This is a genomic window from Streptococcus sp. oral taxon 061 (assembly GCF_013394695.1).
GTDB lineage: Bacteria > Bacillota > Bacilli > Lactobacillales > Streptococcaceae > Streptococcus.
The window spans coordinates 1676287-1692088 of sequence record NZ_CP058258.1; the positions used below are offsets into that span (position 1 = coordinate 1676287).

The 15802-nt window shown below is 41.3% G+C and carries 19 protein-coding genes and 1 pseudogene; 1 reads left to right on the forward strand and 19 read right to left on the reverse strand.

The genetic code is table 11. The features are described from left to right. Window positions 1-3: 3 nt before the first annotated feature. The 18 genes from rpsC to mnmA form a co-directional block, all read right to left on the reverse strand. Window positions 4-657 carry a 30S ribosomal protein S3 gene (gene rpsC / locus HW271_RS08310; RefSeq protein WP_000529936.1) on the reverse strand — a complete coding sequence of 218 codons (654 nt, stop codon included), beginning with the start codon at window positions 655-657 and terminating at the stop codon, window positions 4-6. A gap of 12 nt (window positions 658-669) precedes the next feature. Then, window positions 670-1014 (reverse strand): 50S ribosomal protein L22, encoded by a 345-nt coding sequence (rplV, locus tag HW271_RS08315; RefSeq protein WP_000818137.1) that lies wholly within the window; start codon window positions 1012-1014, stop codon window positions 670-672. A gap of 11 nt (window positions 1015-1025) precedes the next feature. Further along, window positions 1026-1307 (reverse strand): 30S ribosomal protein S19, encoded by a 282-nt coding sequence (gene rpsS, locus HW271_RS08320; protein ID WP_000533766.1) that lies wholly within the window; start codon window positions 1305-1307, stop codon window positions 1026-1028. Window positions 1308-1409: 102 nt separating this feature from the next. Beyond that, window positions 1410-2243 carry a 50S ribosomal protein L2 gene (rplB, locus tag HW271_RS08325; RefSeq protein ID WP_006144707.1) on the reverse strand — a complete coding sequence of 278 codons (834 nt, stop codon included), beginning with the start codon at window positions 2241-2243 and terminating at the stop codon, window positions 1410-1412. A 17-nt stretch (window positions 2244-2260) separates the two neighbouring features. After that, entirely contained in the window at window positions 2261-2557 is a 297-nt protein-coding gene (locus tag HW271_RS08330) for a 50S ribosomal protein L23 (RefSeq protein ID WP_001055347.1), read from the reverse strand. Further along, window positions 2557-3180, reverse strand: a complete 624-nt coding sequence (rplD, locus tag HW271_RS08335) for a 50S ribosomal protein L4 (protein ID WP_000024549.1) — start codon at window positions 3178-3180, stop codon at window positions 2557-2559. Before rplD ends, HW271_RS08330 begins: the two co-directional genes overlap by 1 nt. Before the next feature lie 24 nt (window positions 3181-3204). Beyond that, entirely contained in the window at window positions 3205-3831 is a 627-nt protein-coding gene (gene rplC, locus HW271_RS08340; RefSeq protein ID WP_004251088.1) for a 50S ribosomal protein L3, read from the reverse strand. 82 nt (window positions 3832-3913) lie between these two features. Next, window positions 3914-4222 carry a 30S ribosomal protein S10 gene (gene rpsJ, locus HW271_RS08345; RefSeq protein ID WP_003009585.1) on the reverse strand — a complete coding sequence of 103 codons (309 nt, stop codon included), beginning with the start codon at window positions 4220-4222 and terminating at the stop codon, window positions 3914-3916. Window positions 4223-4487: 265 nt separating this feature from the next. After that, the gene (locus tag HW271_RS08350) at window positions 4488-5120 is read right to left on the reverse strand and encodes a uridine kinase (RefSeq protein ID WP_178895573.1); all 633 of its coding nucleotides are present in this window, start codon (window positions 5118-5120) and stop codon (window positions 4488-4490) included. Continuing rightward, window positions 5117-5713 carry an anaerobic ribonucleoside-triphosphate reductase activating protein gene (gene nrdG / locus HW271_RS08355; protein ID WP_178895574.1) on the reverse strand — a complete coding sequence of 199 codons (597 nt, stop codon included), beginning with the start codon at window positions 5711-5713 and terminating at the stop codon, window positions 5117-5119. The genes HW271_RS08350 and nrdG overlap by 4 nt, the downstream gene beginning before the upstream one ends. Window positions 5714-5718: 5 nt before the next feature. Beyond that, on the reverse strand, window positions 5719-6219 hold the full coding sequence (locus tag HW271_RS08360; protein WP_178895575.1) for a GNAT family N-acetyltransferase: 501 nt from the start codon (window positions 6217-6219) through the stop codon (window positions 5719-5721). Window positions 6220-6256: 37 nt separating this feature from the next. Then, window positions 6257-6397: a hypothetical protein gene (locus HW271_RS08365; protein WP_000521611.1), complete on the reverse strand. Its 141-nt coding sequence runs from the start codon at window positions 6395-6397 to the stop codon at window positions 6257-6259. Between the two features lie 11 nt (window positions 6398-6408). Continuing rightward, a complete protein-coding gene (nrdD, locus tag HW271_RS08370) occupies window positions 6409-8616 on the reverse strand; it encodes an anaerobic ribonucleoside-triphosphate reductase (RefSeq protein WP_178895668.1) in 2208 nt (735 codons plus the stop codon). Window positions 8617-8741: 125 nt separating this feature from the next. Continuing rightward, on the reverse strand, window positions 8742-10295 hold the full coding sequence (locus HW271_RS08375; protein ID WP_178895576.1) for a damage-inducible protein CinA: 1554 nt from the start codon (window positions 10293-10295) through the stop codon (window positions 8742-8744). Window positions 10296-10339: 44 nt separating this feature from the next. Further along, window positions 10340-10474 carry a hypothetical protein gene (locus tag HW271_RS08815; protein WP_259274709.1) on the reverse strand — a complete coding sequence of 45 codons (135 nt, stop codon included), beginning with the start codon at window positions 10472-10474 and terminating at the stop codon, window positions 10340-10342. A gap of 87 nt (window positions 10475-10561) precedes the next feature. After that, window positions 10562-12478, reverse strand: coding sequence for a tRNA uridine-5-carboxymethylaminomethyl(34) synthesis enzyme MnmG (mnmG, locus tag HW271_RS08380; RefSeq protein WP_178895577.1), 1917 nt, complete (start codon window positions 12476-12478; stop codon window positions 10562-10564). Between the two features lie 8 nt (window positions 12479-12486). Continuing rightward, entirely contained in the window at window positions 12487-12942 is a 456-nt protein-coding gene (locus tag HW271_RS08385; protein WP_178895578.1) for an NUDIX hydrolase, read from the reverse strand. Between the two features lie 140 nt (window positions 12943-13082). Next, on the reverse strand, window positions 13083-14204 hold the full coding sequence (gene mnmA / locus HW271_RS08390) for a tRNA 2-thiouridine(34) synthase MnmA (protein WP_178895579.1): 1122 nt from the start codon (window positions 14202-14204) through the stop codon (window positions 13083-13085). A gap of 304 nt (window positions 14205-14508) precedes the next feature. Here mnmA and HW271_RS08395 point away from each other — a divergent pair, with 304 nt between their 5' ends. After that, window positions 14509-15306, forward strand: a complete 798-nt coding sequence (locus tag HW271_RS08395) for a hypothetical protein (RefSeq protein ID WP_178895580.1) — start codon at window positions 14509-14511, stop codon at window positions 15304-15306. 175 nt (window positions 15307-15481) lie between these two features. Here HW271_RS08395 and HW271_RS08835 read toward each other — a convergent pair. Next, window positions 15482-15671: pseudogene (locus HW271_RS08835) on the reverse strand (hypothetical protein). Window positions 15672-15802: the final 131 nt, after the last annotated feature.

A 15802-nucleotide genomic window follows, 5' to 3' on the forward strand; every position in this document is an offset into this window, starting at 1 on the left:
TGGTTATTTACCTCCTTTAGTGTTTTTACGAGCTGGAAGAACTTCACCACGGTAGATCCATACTTTAACACCAAGTTTACCGTATGTAGTATCTGCTTCTTCCCAAGCGTAATCGATATCTGCGCGAAGTGTGTGAAGTGGAACTGTTCCTTCAGAGTATCCTTCAGCACGGGCAATATCTGCACCGTTCAAACGACCTGATACTTGAGTTTTGATTCCTTTAGCTCCAGCACGCATAGCACGTTGGATTGCTTGTTTTTGTGCACGACGGAAAGCAACACGTTGCTCCAATTGACGAGCAATTCCTTCACCAACAAGGTGAGCATCCAAATCAGGTTGTTTGATTTCGATGATGTTGATGTGTACTTGTTTTCCAGTCAATTTGTTAAGTTTAGCACGAAGTGCATCAACGTTAGCACCACCTTTACCGATAACCATACCTGGTTTAGCAGTGTGAAGTGAAACGTTAACTTTGTTTACTGCGCGTTCGATTTCAATAGTTGAAACTGCTGCGTCAGCAAGTTCTTTTTGAACGAATTTACGGATTGCAAGATCTTCATGAAGGTAATCCGCGTATTCTTTTTCAGCATACCATTTGGCATCCCAATCACGGATGATGCCGACACGCATACCAATTGGATGTACTTTTTGACCCACGATTTTACCTCCTTATTTTTCTGCAACAGCTACAGTGATGTGAGCTGTACGTTTGTTGATTGGTGAAGCTGAACCTTTCGCACGTGGACGGAAACGTTTCATAGTTGGTCCTTCGTTTGCGAATGCTTCAGATACTACCAAGTTAGCTTTATCCAAACCAAAGTTGTTTTCAGCGTTAGCTACAGCTGAGTTCAACACTTTCAAGATGATTTCAGCAGCTTTGTTTGGAGTGAATGTCAAAATTGCGATTGCATCGGCTACGCTTTTACCACGGATGTTGTCAAGAACAAGACGTGATTTACGAGGTGAAACACGTACTGTGCGAGCCATTGCTTTAGCTGAAGTAATTTCTGCCATTTATGTTCTCCTTATTTTCTACGTGTCTTCTTGTCGTCTGCGGCGTGACCTTTGTAAGTACGAGTTGGTGCAAATTCACCAAGCTTGTGACCTACCATGTCTTCTTGGATGTAAACAGGTACGTGTTTACGTCCATCATAAACTGCGATAGTGTAACCAATGAAACTTGGGAAAATCGTTGAACGACGTGACCAAGTTTTGATAACTTTTTTCTTTTCGTCGTTAGCTTGAGCTTCAACTTTTTTCATCAAATGCTCATCGACGAAAGGTCCTTTTTTAAGACTGCGTCCCATTTTAATATTTTCTCCTTTAAATATAGTACCACAGCGGCTTGCGCTCACGAGGAGCGCTACCGAGCTGGCGGATTATCTAGCACTTAAGCGACTAGTTTAAAATTATTTCTCGTTGCGACGACGAACGATAAGTTTGTCAGATTTCGCTTTTTTGTTACGAGTTTTAAGACCAAGAGCAGGTTTGCCCCATGGAGTAGATGGCGCTTTACGACCAACTGGTGCTTTACCTTCACCACCACCGTGTGGGTGATCGTTAGGGTTCATTACAGAACCACGAACTGTTGGGCGGATACCTTTCCAACGGCTACGTCCTGCTTTACCAAGGTTTACAAGTCCATGTTGTTCGTTTCCGACAACACCAACTGTTGCACGACAAGTTCCAAGAATCATACGAACTTCACCTGATTGAAGACGAACAAGAACGTATTTACCTTCTTGACCTAAAACTTGAGCAGAAGCTCCAGCAGCACGTACCAATTCTCCACCACGACCTGGTTTCAATTCGATGTTGTGAATCAAAGTACCAACTGGGATGTTAGCAAGCGGAAGTGCGTTTCCGACTTTGATATCTGCTTCAGGACCTGAAACGATACGTTGACCAACTTCAAGACCTTTTGGAGCGATGATGTAAGCTTTCACACCGTCAGTGTAGTGTACCAAAGCGATGTTTGCAGAACGGTTTGGATCGTACTCGATAGTTTTAACAACTGCTTCAACGTTGTCTTTGTTACGTTTGAAGTCAACCAAACGGTAGAAACGTTTGTGTCCACCACCTTGGTGACGAACAGTGATACGACCGTTGTTGTTACGACCAGCCTTGTTCTTCAAAGCAACAAGCAAAGTTTTTTCTGGTGTGCTTGTTGTGATTTCAGCGAAATCCAAAGAAGTCATATTACGGCGACCGTTTGTTGTTGGTTTATAAACACGAATTCCCACGATATTTCCTCCTTAGATTATTCAGCTTCAGCTGCAAACAACTCGATTGCTTTTGAATCAGCTGTAAGAGTGATGATAGCTTTTTTAGTTTTGTTAGTAAAACCAGTGTAACGTCCAACGCGTTTAGCTTTTGGTTTTACGTTGATTGTGTTAACATTTGCAACTTTAACACCTTCGAAAGCAGCTTCAACAGCTTGCTTAATCAAAAGTTTGTGTGCGCGAGTGTCAACTTCAAATACATATTTCCCTGCTTCAAGTTGAGCCATTGAGCTTTCAGTGATTACAGGTTTTTTGATAACATCATACAAATTCATTATGCAAGAACCTCCTCGATTTTAGAGATAGCTGCTTGAGTAACAAGAAGTTTGTCACTATTTGCGATGTCAAGAACACTTGCAGTTGTAGCAGTCGCAACTTTCACGTTTGGAAGGTTACGAGCTGAGAGAGCTGCGAATTCGTTTCCTTCTTCAAGAATAACAAGGACTTTAGAATCGATGCTCAAAGCTGCAAGAACTTTTGCAAATTCAGCAGTTTTTGGAGCTGTAAATTCAAGAGAATCAACGGCTACAAATTTGTTTTCAGCAACTTTTTCTGAGTAAACAGATTTAAGCGCAAGGCGACGAACTTTTTGAGGAAGTTTGTACGCATAGCTACGTGGAGTTGGTCCGAAGACGATTCCACCACCACGCCATTGTGGAGAGCGGATAGAACCTTGACGAGCACGTCCAGTTCCTTTTTGACGCCATGGTTTGCGTCCGCCACCTGAAACAGCTGAGCGGTTTTTAACTGCGTGAGTCCCTTGACGAAGGCTAGCACGTTGGCTGATGATCACATCAAACACAACAGATTGGTTTGGTTCGATACCAAAGATTGCATCGTTAAGAACAACTTCGCCCGCTTGTTTACCAGTTTGGTCGAATAATGTTACATTTGCCATTTTGACTGTATTCCCCTTTCCTTATTATTTACCAGCTTTAACTGCTGACTTGATAGTGATAAGAGATTTCTTAGCACCTGGTACGTTACCTTTGATAAGGATAACGTTCTTTTCTGGAACAACTTGTACAACTTCAAGGTTTTGAATTGTTACGCGGTCGCCACCCATACGTCCTGCAAGGTTTTTACCTTTGAATACGCGGTTAGGTGCAACAGGTCCCATAGAACCTGGACGACGGTGGTAACGAGAACCGTGAGCCATAGGTCCACGTGATTGCCCGTGGCGTTTGATAACACCTTGGAAACCTTTACCTTTAGATGTACCAGTTACATCAACAATGTCTCCAGCTGCGAAAGTTTCAACTGTGATTTCAGCACCAACTTCCAAGCCTTCAACGTTTTTGAATTCACGAATGAAGCGCTTAGGAGCCGTGTTAGCTTTTGCTACATGTCCTTTAGCAGGTTTGTTGCTCAATACTTCGCGTTTGTCATCGAAACCAACTTGGATAGCGTTGTAACCATCTGTTTCAACAGTTTTAACTTGAAGAACAACGTTTGGAGTTGCTTCGATAACTGTTACAGGGATCAATTCGCCAGCTTCAGTGAAGATTTGAGTCATTCCCACTTTTTTCCCTAAGATTCCTTTTGTCATGAGAAAATAGTTCCTTTTCTATATTTTTTATTCAAAAAGTTTTTAACGAGCGTTTTTTATGCTCAAGGTATCAAGCTTTAAATTAAAGTTTGATTTCTACGTTTACACCACTTGGAAGATCCAATTTCATCAAAGCGTCAACTGTTTTTTGAGTTGGGTTGATGATATCGATCAAACGTTTGTGTGTACGCATTTCGAATTGTTCGCGAGAATCTTTATATTTGTGAGTCGCACGAATGATTGTGTAGAGGCTACGCTCAGTTGGAAGTGGGATTGGACCCGCAACTTGTGCACCTGTACGAGTAGCTGATTCTACGATTTTTGCAGCCGCTGTGTCAAGCGTACGGTGTTCGTAAGCTTTCAAACGGATACGGATTTTTTTGTTTGCCATCTTTTTCTCCTTTTCGTCTATTTAAGATAATAGGCTAGCTCCACAAGAAAACCGACGCGCGTTGCGTGGCAATGCAACCGAGCGTGTCGCAACCTCTTGCATCAAAGCTAAGGCTGTAATTTACAGCACCATAATAGAATAACACAAAGCCCCTGCGATTGCAAGGGATTTGACAGGATTTTTTAAATTTTTTAGATGAAACTGTTTTCTTATTGTCCCTTATCTCAAAAAGGCATAAATGAAGAGCAAATTTTTATTTTTTCTTCTATATAATATTCATAATATTCGTTTCGATCTGAAATTTATCATTCGATTGTTTTATCAAGATATCTGTTTTTGACTCGGTTTCTTTATAATATTGCAGATACTGTTCTCGTCTCATTTGCTGACTAGCCAATATAAAGGATGCATCGCCATTTCTCACAGCCGTATCTCGAGCTAGACGCCTCTTTAATTCTGTCTCTTCATCCGTATAGAAACAAATGGTTTTGTCAAAGAGTTCCTTGGGTAGAAAACCCACAGACATCCCTTCGACTATCAGAATTGGTTTTGCTCCCGATAATACCTCACTAGCCTTCCAAGGTTCTTCGATAGTCAAGACATCCATACCCGCTTGCAAGGCTAGAATATCTCTCTGTAAGCTTACCAGTTCATGTGCCACTGGTAAACATGCTGTCACCTTTTGATCCGGTGTCTCTTTAGGCACCACCAAATGTCGTCCCGAAGTAATATAGGGATCTGTCTCTAGTAAATTTACCTTTTTAGAATCAAGTTCTTGGTACAATTCTTGAGCAAAAGTTGATTTCCCTGAAGCTCCATGACCGTAGATACCCAGCGTTTTTACTTTTCCCGACTCTATTTCAGATACTAGTCTTTTTATTAACTCTTTTTTCTTCATTCTCTCTTGACCTGTTCATAGTTTTGCTTGCCATCGTTAAGCTTGTCCCAAATAACTACTTTTCCACTTTGCAGAGATTTTTGTACATCGATGATTCGTTGATTGGAAGAACCACGAAACTGGAGCATGAGATTGCGCTTGTTTTTGTCATAGCGACCATCGACTAGGATATCAATCAGCGATAAAAGCTCCAATTTGTCAGGCGTCTCCAACATCATTTCTTCCCAAGTGTAGCCCGTCCAAGACCAGATATCTTTTTCTGGTAACTCTTTTCGAATGCGTTTAACGAGAGGCAAAAGAATTCCAGTATTGAGGAATGGCTCTCCACCGAGTAGGGTCAAACCTTGAACATAAGGCTGGGCAAGATCTGCCATAATCTGTTCTTCCAACTCTGGTGTATAAGGAATCCCGGCATTAAATGACCAGGTCGCTACATTGTAGCAACCTTCACAGTGAAACATACATCCTGCTACATAAAGAGAATTGCGCACCCCTTCGCCATCGACAAAGTTAAAAGCCTTATAATCAATAATACGTCCCTGACTAAGCTCCTCACTCTTCCACTCGCCTGGTTTTGGTGTATTCCATGTCATACTTTCTACTCCAACTCTATCCAATAGCGCTCCGTTCCATTTCGAACATCCTCTAACTTCCCACCATTAGCTAAGATAACAGCTCGGCTGGCAGGATTTTCTGTGCTACAAGTCACAAGCGCTCGTTTGATATTCTTTTCCTTGGCAATTTGTAGACCTTGTCGGAGGGATTCTTTGGCGTAGCCTTTGCCCCTTTCAGAGGGACGGATGGAGTAGCCAATATGGCCAGCATGATTCAGCAATCCCTCATTTAGTCTCAGCCGTAAATTTAAAAAACCTAAAGCATGATCTGATTTATCAAACAATACGAACTGAATTGATGGAACACGATTTTTAGGCAATTTTATTCCCATTTCTTTATTAAGGTTAGTTTCTAGCCACTCCTCATAATCAAAGTTCTCAGCATCCCAAAATCCACCATCGTGGGCTGATTGAGTCTGTTCAAACTCTGCCATCATGTTTAGAATGGTTTCTTTATCTGCTAATGTTGGTCTGCGTAATTCCATGTATTCCTCCCGCTATGAGAAAAGTGAGAGGGGACTCTCACTTTTTCTTGTTCTTATTCAAAAATTGTTCTCTAAGGCTGGCTACTCGATCTTTTTTATTGACTCCACCCTTTGAATGCTTTTCGTGGAATCGTTGAACCAAGGCCTTACCCTTATCGTCTAATTGATATTTTCCCATGCTATCTCTTTCTAATTTCTTACTTCATGCCCTGCTGTTTTGATAGTAGAACCGTTCATGTGTTTGACACGCGCAGCAATTTCCTTGTGACGACCATTCACCATCGGACGTGCTTGAGGATTCCCTAAATAACCACAAGTTCGTTTAACAACATCTACTGTTTTAGGATCATTATTACCACAGTTAGGACAAGCAAATCCTCTCTCAGTTGGTTCAAAATCTCCTTCAAAATCACACTTGTAACAGCGGTCGATCGGAGTATTAGTTCCGAGATAACCTACACGGTCATATGCATAGTCCCACACAGCTTCCAAGGCCTTTGGATTTTGTTGGAGAACTGGGTACTCGCAGTAGTGGATAAAGCCACCAGATGCACCCGCTTCTGGGTAGACTTTCTCAAAGTCCAATTTTTCAAAAGGTGTTGGATTTTTGCGGACATCATAATGGAAGGAATTTGTGTAGTATTCTTTATCAGTAATGTCTGGAATAGAGCCAAATTTCTCTGTATCCAAACGACAGAATCGGTCCGTCAAACTTTCAGACGGTGTAGAGTAGATAGAGAAGTGATAGCCATATTGGTCTGACCACTCTTCTACTCGATGTTTCATGTCTCGAATGATATCAAGGGTGAATTCTTTAGCTTCTGGATTGGTTTCCCAATTGTTGCCAAAGAAGACTGTCGCCACTTCATAGAGCCCGATATAGCCAAGCGAAACAGTAGCACGGCGATTCTTAAAGAGTTCGTCAACACTTTCTTCCTTACCAAGGCGGCGTCCGAAGGCTCCGTATTGATAAAGAATTGGTGCATTAGCTGGAGTGGCTTCCTTGGTCCGCTCTACACGATAGACCAGTGCATCTTCTGCGATATTCATCCGCTCATTGAAGATTTCCCAGAACTTGTTCATGTCGCCTTCAGACTCGAGGGCGATACGAGGAAGATTGACTGTTACCACACCTAGGTTCATACGACCAGAATTGACTTCTACTCCATTTTCATCCTTCCAACCTTGGAGGAAAGAACGGCATCCCATCGGAACCTTGAAAGAACCTGTCAACTCGACAATCTTATCATAAGACAAGACATCTGGGTACATGCGCTTAGTTGCACACTCAAGAGCCAACTGCTTGATGTCGTAGTTAGGTGAGCCTTCCTCTAAGTTAAGACCTCTTTTAAGAGTAAAGATGAGTTTAGGGAAGATGGCTGTACGATGTTCTGAACCAAGCCCCTTGATACGAATGTTCAGGATTGCCTTTTGAATTTCACGTTCAAAACGACTGGTCCCTAAACCGAAACCAAGAGAGGTAAATGGCGTTTGCCCATTTGATGTAAAGAGGGTATTAATCTCGTACTCTAGAGATTGCATAGCATCGTAGATGTCTTTTTGGGTTTTCTTCCAGGCATATTCTTGGCGCTTGTCAGGCAGAACCCATTCCTCCGCATCCTTGAGGTGCTTTTGGTAATTTTTCTCTGCATAAGGAGCCAAGACTTCATCGATACGGTCAGCTGAACAGCCTCCATACTGGCTAGAAGCAACGTTTGCGATGATTTGTGAAATCTGTGCTGTCGCAGTTTGGATAGATTTGGGGCTCTCTACCTCCGCATTTCCAATCTTAAAACCATTTTCCAACATGCCCTTGAAATCAATCAAACAACAGTTGGTCATTGGTGTGTAGGGGCTATAATCCAAATCATGATAATGAATCTCACCTTTTTGATGGGCATTAGCCACATGTTTAGGAAGCATTTGAAGTCCGATGGATTTTCCAACAATCCCTGCAGTCAAATCACGCTGGGTATTAAAAACATCGCTATCCTTATTGGCATTTTCATTGACAACTGCCTGATCTTTACTGAGAAGTTTATGAATACTAAAGTTGATATCTGTCGCTTTTGAGCGCTCAAAATCCCTTTGAGTCCGATAGGTGATATACTCCTCAGCCAAGGCGTATTCTTTTGCTTCCAACAACTCGTGTTCTACGATATTTTGGATTTCATAGATTTTTACACCTTGTGGGAAACGGCTATGAATCTCTTCGACGATACGTTCAACTAGAGTACTAAGTCGTTTTTCAACCAAAGGGGTTACATCCATAACCTTTTCAGCAGCCTTATGAAGCGCTTTGTCAATCTTGTCTACATCAAAAATTACACGTCTGCCGTCACGCTTTTCGACGAATAAAGTCGGATCAGGGACAGCCTTCTCTTCCAATACAATCATATCCATACCCTTTTCTTAAATATAATATTGATTCTAAAAAGTATTATATCACTAAAAAAATAAAAATCAATATCTTGTGTCAAAAAATAAAATTTTTTTAAAATTACACAAGATATTGATAGTTTTTATTTTAATTTATAGAGTTTAAAATCTTTGAATTCACTTTGAACCGCTTGATAATTTTCAGCTAAAAGCTGCTCAACTTCTGTCCAAAGAGTTGTTTTTGTATTTACTACAATCATCTTTGGTTGATTATCTCGTAGATCATTTACAAGCTTAGTACGATTTGCATCAAGTCCTGTATGCAATCTAGGCGATAGCAACTGACTAGCTGACAAGCGTTCGCTAGCTTTATAGCTACTTGTCAGATTATCCCAAACATAGATACGATCTGTAGCTTGAGTTTCCCCTTTGACCTTAGATTCAATGCTTGTACGTTCTTGATATTGTTCCGCATGGAGCAAATATCGTGATACTACAGGTGCTAAAAATAGGTAAGCCAGAGCTAAAATTGGCAGATAGGCATTTCCTTTTAGAAAAGCTCCCCATACCGAAGTTTCTTCTCTAGATCGTCTACGGCGATTCGCTCCTTCTGGCTTCTCTGTTGAAATTCGTGTCAGCAAAAGAAGCGACAAGAAAGGAAGGAACTCAACCATACGACTACCATTGATAAGATCTGTAGAAAAAATTTCTAAAACTAATACCAAAATGACAGCTATTGCAGCAGAGATTGATAAGACCGATTGCTTCAATGGTTTATATTTGAAGAGACCTGTCAATGCCAATGTCAATACTCCGAGACCTATCGACAACAATCCATAGAAGAGGATATTGTCGAATAATCCTGAGTTAGACGTAAAGTTTAAACTATCTAATGGATAGAGGATTTGACTAATGGCATTTCCGAAACTGCCTTTATAAGCTGTATAATATCCGATTGGATAAAAGAAGATTGAAAAACCAAGGCCCGCTGCAAAAAATTGATAAACACCATGAGCTAAATTATTGCGACCAACATTAAAAGCTGTTACAGCAAAAAACAAGACAAAGGCGTATAAAGTTGTGACCAAAGGTGCAAAGAAAAATGCTAGAGCTAAGCTAGCTCCAATACGGATAAATCCTTTGTCAAGGCTTGGTTCTGCCAAATAAGATGTTACTAAACTTAAGGCATAAAACAAGAATGGGAGTGCAAGAATAGTTGCATAGCCTCCACCAAAACTAAGAGCACTAGCCAGGACATAAAAGACTGTCAATACTTGTTGCGATTGCTTATCTTGTCCAGTCAGATTGAAAGCAGAACGGAAAAGAAAGAATCCGGCACCTACTAAGGCTAACCAATTAAAGACGGCAAACAAAATACTGCCCTTGGTTAAATACTGTAAAAAGTAATAGAGGAGGCCACTAGTCCCAAAATAATCTGCGTAGATATCCCCACTCTGATGCATAGCCCATCCAATATAGAAATCTTGAGCCTGCTCTGGACTAGTCAATCCTAGCACAAAAGGAAGAGCTACAGACACAAGTACCGCTAAAGTGCTCCAAATTAGGATTTTGAATAATGGTAAGCGAGCAGATTGTCGTGTTTCAAACTCTTCTCGCACCTCTCCCCCACCTGAATTATCTTGATTTCCAGTCCAAGTTGGGATTGGTTCGTCTTCTAATCTGCCATATACGTTCATTCGCTCTCTCCTATATTTTAATTTGTTCTAGTATATCAAAAAGTCTAGTTCTTGTCAGCCTGCTGAGGGCATTTGTTCAGCTTTTTACAGAGATTAGCGAAGTATTCAATCTCATAAAAACGATGATAAGACGCTTTTTTATAGGCTTCTAAAAAAATTTTTTCTTCTACTGTCAGCATAGTCATTTCTCCTTTTCTCTTAATTCGAAAAATGAAGAAAAAACTAAAAAAGCTGAAGCCCTCAATAGAGAATTCAGCTTTTTATTTTTAGTCAGCTTTTTTTTCTAAGTTTTTAGAAATACTTCGATTTTTACCTTCTAAGTACACCATAAGAATGGAAATATCTGCTGGGTTTACACCTGAAATACGGCTAGCTTGGCCGATGGTTTCTGGATTGATAAGCTTGAACTTCTGACGAGCTTCAGTCGCGATAGAGTCAATATCATCCCAGTCAATATTCGCTGGAATTCGTTTTTCTTCCATGCGTTTCATCTTGGCAACCTGATCCATGGCTTTTGAGATATAGCCTTCGTACTTGATTTCGGTTTCAATCAATTCGATAATCTTGTCATCCAATTCTTCGGCAGCAGGTCCGATGAAGGCTACCACATCTTGGTAAGAAACTTCAGGACGACGAAGGAATTCCTTGGCAGTCACCGCATCTGTCAATGGCTTGAAGCCCATCGCTTCAACCTTAGCGTTAGTTTCCTTGACCGGCTTGAGTTTGATGCTATCCAAACGCTTCATTTCATTTTCAAATTGATTTTTCTTGATTTCAAAACGAGCCCAACGTTCATCGTCCACAAGACCAATCTCGCGCCCCATTTCTGTCAAACGCATATCAGCATTGTCATGACGGAGGATGAGGCGGTATTCTGCACGACTGGTCAAGAGACGGTAGGGTTCAATGGTTCCCTTGGTCACCAAGTCATCAATCATCACCCCGATATAGCCGTCACTGCGCTTCAAAATTAACTCAGGCTTGCCTTGGATTTTCAGAGCCGCATTGATACCTGCGATAATCCCTTGGCCTGCTGCCTCTTCGTAACCAGATGTACCATTTGTCTGACCAGCTGTGAAAAGTCCTGAGATTTTCTTGGTTTCCAGAGTCGCACGCAATTGATGAGGCAAGACCATGTCATACTCAATAGCATAACCTGTACGCATCATCTCTGCATTTTCCAAACCTTTGATAGAATGAACCAGATCACGCTGGACATCCTCAGGAAGACTGGTTGAAAGTCCTTGGACATAAACTTCTTCTGTGTTTCGTCCTTCTGGCTCAAGGAAAAGTTGGTGGCGTTCCTTGTCTGCAAAACGCACAATCTTGTCCTCAATTGATGGACAGTAACGAGGTCCCACTCCCTTGACCACACCTGTAAACATAGGCGCACGATGGAGGTTGTTTTGGATAATCTCATGACTGGTACCATTGGTATAGGTCAACCAGCACGGCACTTGGTCTTTAACATAATCCTCATCACGTGAAGTATAAGAAAAGTGATTTGGTGTTTCATCTCCTGGCTGGATTTCTGTCACATCATAGTTGATAGAGGAAGCCTTGACACGTGGAGGTGTTCCTGTCTTGAAACGACCGATCTCGAGGCCCAATTCCTTGAGATTGTCAGCTAGGTTAATCGAAGCTAAGCTGTGGTTTGGACCTGACGAGTACTTGAGGTCTCCGATGATGATTTCCCCACGGAGGGCTGTCCCTGTAGTCACAATAACAGCCTTTGCAGCATACTCTTGATGGGTCGCTGTACGAACACCGACAACCTTACCATCTTCCACCAAAATCTCATCAATCATGGTTTGACGAAGGGTGAGATTTTCTTGATTTTCAACCGTTTTGCGCATTTCCTTAGAGTAAAGTTCCTTGTCAGCCTGCGCACGAAGAGCACGAACAGCAGGTCCTTTCCCAGTGTTGAGCATCTTCATCTGGATATAGCTTTTATCAATAGTCTTGGCCATTTCGCCGCCCAGGGCATCTACCTCACGCACAACAATTCCCTTGGCAGAGCCACCGATAGAAGGATTACAAGGCATGAAAGCCAACATTTCGATGTTGATAGTCGCAAGCAAGACCTTACAACCCATACGGCTAGCAGCTAGAGAGGCTTCTACCCCAGCATGTCCCGCACCAATTACAATAATATCGTATTCTTCTGTAAAATTATAAGTCATTTTCTCTCCTATTCCTCAAGATGAATGTGTCTTAGTTGTCCGTTCCAATCAGGCAGGGCTGTCTTTAAAAAGGCTGGAACCAGCCGAATATCCTCAAGCTTGTCCAAGTCAATCCACTCACAAGGCTGCGTTTTTTCGTCTTCCTGCATAGTCAATGGAGCATCTTCAAGCAAGTCTACTAAATAATGAAACTCGATATTGTGATAGTGAACACCGTCTTCCTCAAAACGATTTTCAACCACGAAAGCTAGTTGTCCAGCTTGAGCTTTGACACCCAGTTCTTCCCTCACCTCACGGACTACCGCATCTTCCGTTCTTTCGTTGACTTGAATAGCACCGCCGATGGTGTAATACTGGTCCTTATCTTTGGTGACTAGGAGCTTATGATTTTGGAGAATCAAGGCTGTTGCCCGAACACCAAAAACAGTGTTTCCCACCTTTGTCCGAAAGTCTTGTTGAGTCATTTTTGTCCTTTCCTTTAAACGACACAAAAACAGTCAAAACTCGTAAGAAGTGCAGGACAAAAAAGCCTGCAACATCCATGAGCTTTGACCATCATTTCTATTGCTTTTATTATTGTAGCAAATTGAGAAAATTTGTCAATCTAAATGTACTGACAAACCTTGCCATCACGGTAGGCATTGTCAATCAAACCACCACCGAGACATTCTTCACCATCGTAAAAGACAACTGCCTGTCCTGGTGTAATGGCGCGTTGTGGTTCTGCAAAAATGACCTCTGCCTTGTCTCCTTTGACATGTACAGTCACCTTCGAGTCTGGCTGACGGTAGCGGAATTTAGCCGTACATTCGAGCGTAAATTCCTCTGGCATGTCACGAGTAAAGTGGACTTGACTAGCCTCTAAACTGGTTGACATGAGCGCTTCATGATAGAAACCTTGTCCTACATAGAGGATATTTTGGCTCAAGTCCTTTCCAACAACGAACCAAGGGGCATTATCCCCACCGTGTTGACCACCGATACCAAGTCCTCCACGCTGACCGATCGTATAATACATCAGTCCTGCATGCTCGCCCATATCGCGACCATCTACAGTCATCATGCGACCAGGCTGGGCTGGTAGGTAGTTGCTGAGAAATTCTTTAAAGTTCTTTTCTCCGATAAAGCAAATCCCTGTCGAGTCTTTCTTCTTAGCAGTCGCAAGTCCTGCTTCTTCAGCTATTTTTCGTACTTCAGATTTTTCCAAATGTCCTAGTGGGAACATGGTTTTTTGGAGTTGTTCTTGCGAAAGTTGGCTGAGGAAATAGGTCTGGTCCTTGCCATTGTCCACGCCACGAAGCATGTGAACAGTGCCATCCTCATCACGCGCTACTCGAGCATAATGCCCCGTCGCTACATAGTCTGCACCCAAGGTCATGGCATAGTCCAAAAAGGCCTTGAACTTAATTTCCTTGTTACACATAACGTCTGGATTTGGCGTGCGTCCTGCACGGTATTCCGCTAGGAAATACTCAAAAACGCGGTCCCAGTACTCTTTTTCAAAATTGACAGAGTAGTAAGGAATGCCAAGTTGATCTGCCACCGCAGCCACATCCTTGTAATCCTCGGTCGCTGTACAGACGCCGTTTTCATCTGTGTCATCCCAGTTCTTCATGAAGATGCCGATCACATCGTAGCCCTGCTCCTTGAGCAAGAGAGCCGTCACCGACGAATCAACACCACCACTCATCCCCACGACAACACGTGTTTTAGAGTTATCACTCATGGTAAGTCTCCCATCTATTCGTTTATTCACGATTGAAGGTCGTGTGTGCTTCAACGATTGAAGGTCGCTTGAGCAAGATTCATTATAGCATGCTTTAAAAAAGATGACAAGGAAGATGGAGACAAATCTAGCAATCTCTTCTGTAAATACATAAAATTAAGAACTCAAAAAAGTAATTCATGCCTAAACCTCTATTCACTTTAAAAATTTATTTTTAAAATCAACTAAAAATGATATACTGTAATGAGGAGGAATGCGCACATGATTCCATACATATACCTTTATCCACGTGCGTAGAACTATTGTGAACAACTACAAAGATATACTAAAATCAAAAAATACTATTTTCATTATTACACTTATTGCAGGTATTGGACTTTTGACAGGCTTAGTCCTCCATCAAGAAAAAATCCAAGCAGAGAGAGGGAACGTTGCTCTCATCAAACAACAAAAAAATCAACAAGATGTTGAACAAGTAAAAAATGCCATTAAAGACTTCAACATCGATTCTGAAAGCATAATAGATGATTGGAAAAAGATTCAGGAATTGAAACCAACCACTGATGCGGGTAAAAAGACACTAACAGACTTTCTTACTTCTACTGCCGATAAAGTCACAAAGCATTATACTGAAAAAGCTTTAAAATTAGATATAAAGGACTCTGATAGCCAGTTTCAAGATAAACAAAAACTTGAAACGACCATCACTTCTTTACAAAAAATACTAGAAATCATTAAAGATATTAACTCTACTAACGAACAAACTTCCATTGAAGAAAAAATAAAACCAATTCAAGAACTGATCTCTAAATTCCAAAAACAAGTTGAAGTTTTGACCAAAAAAGAAGAAACTACCCAAACAGAAACGACTACTAGAGATGCCGAACTCGAAGCCAGCCGTTCAGAAGATAGTAGCTATATTCAAAGCTATCCGGAAACAAATGGAAGCATATCTAATTCCCAAGCACCTGCAACAGACCAATACTCCACTGATAGTGCTAGCAGTGGAGGAGATACTGGTGCCAATACAGGAGGACAAGCTGCTGATTCTTCAGATTCTCAATCAGAGTCTAATAGCGATACAACCAGTTCGTCTAACTAATCTAGATGGCGAAATCCCATAAACTTGTAAGCCCTCAACACCAATGTTTATAATGATCTCTCATCAAATGTAAACACACAAAAAGAGCCTTAAACGGCTCTTTTTTAGGGCTCTATGATATTGGTAGCAGGTTAATTCCCTATAGATATTATGGAGCCAATTATTGATAAAAACTTTAGTCATCTTCGTCTCTATAAAAATATTTTCTATACAACCAAAATTAATGCCCATATCGTACTAAGAGCTATAATAATAATAGAATTTATTGGATTTATTTCAGTATGTCCAATCACTAGTCCAATTATTGGACTAGTAGACATGCTTAGATATAATAAAAATGACAAAATATGATGTTGCTGCTGAATCTCTCAACTCTTTATCTTTACAATGGTGATAAGTTGCTTTGCAAACAGCTTTACTACACTCTCTTGGAGGAAGCAAAAATAAGCAGACAGTACGACACACTTGCGTTTTCCTATATTCGTATAGGCATTTG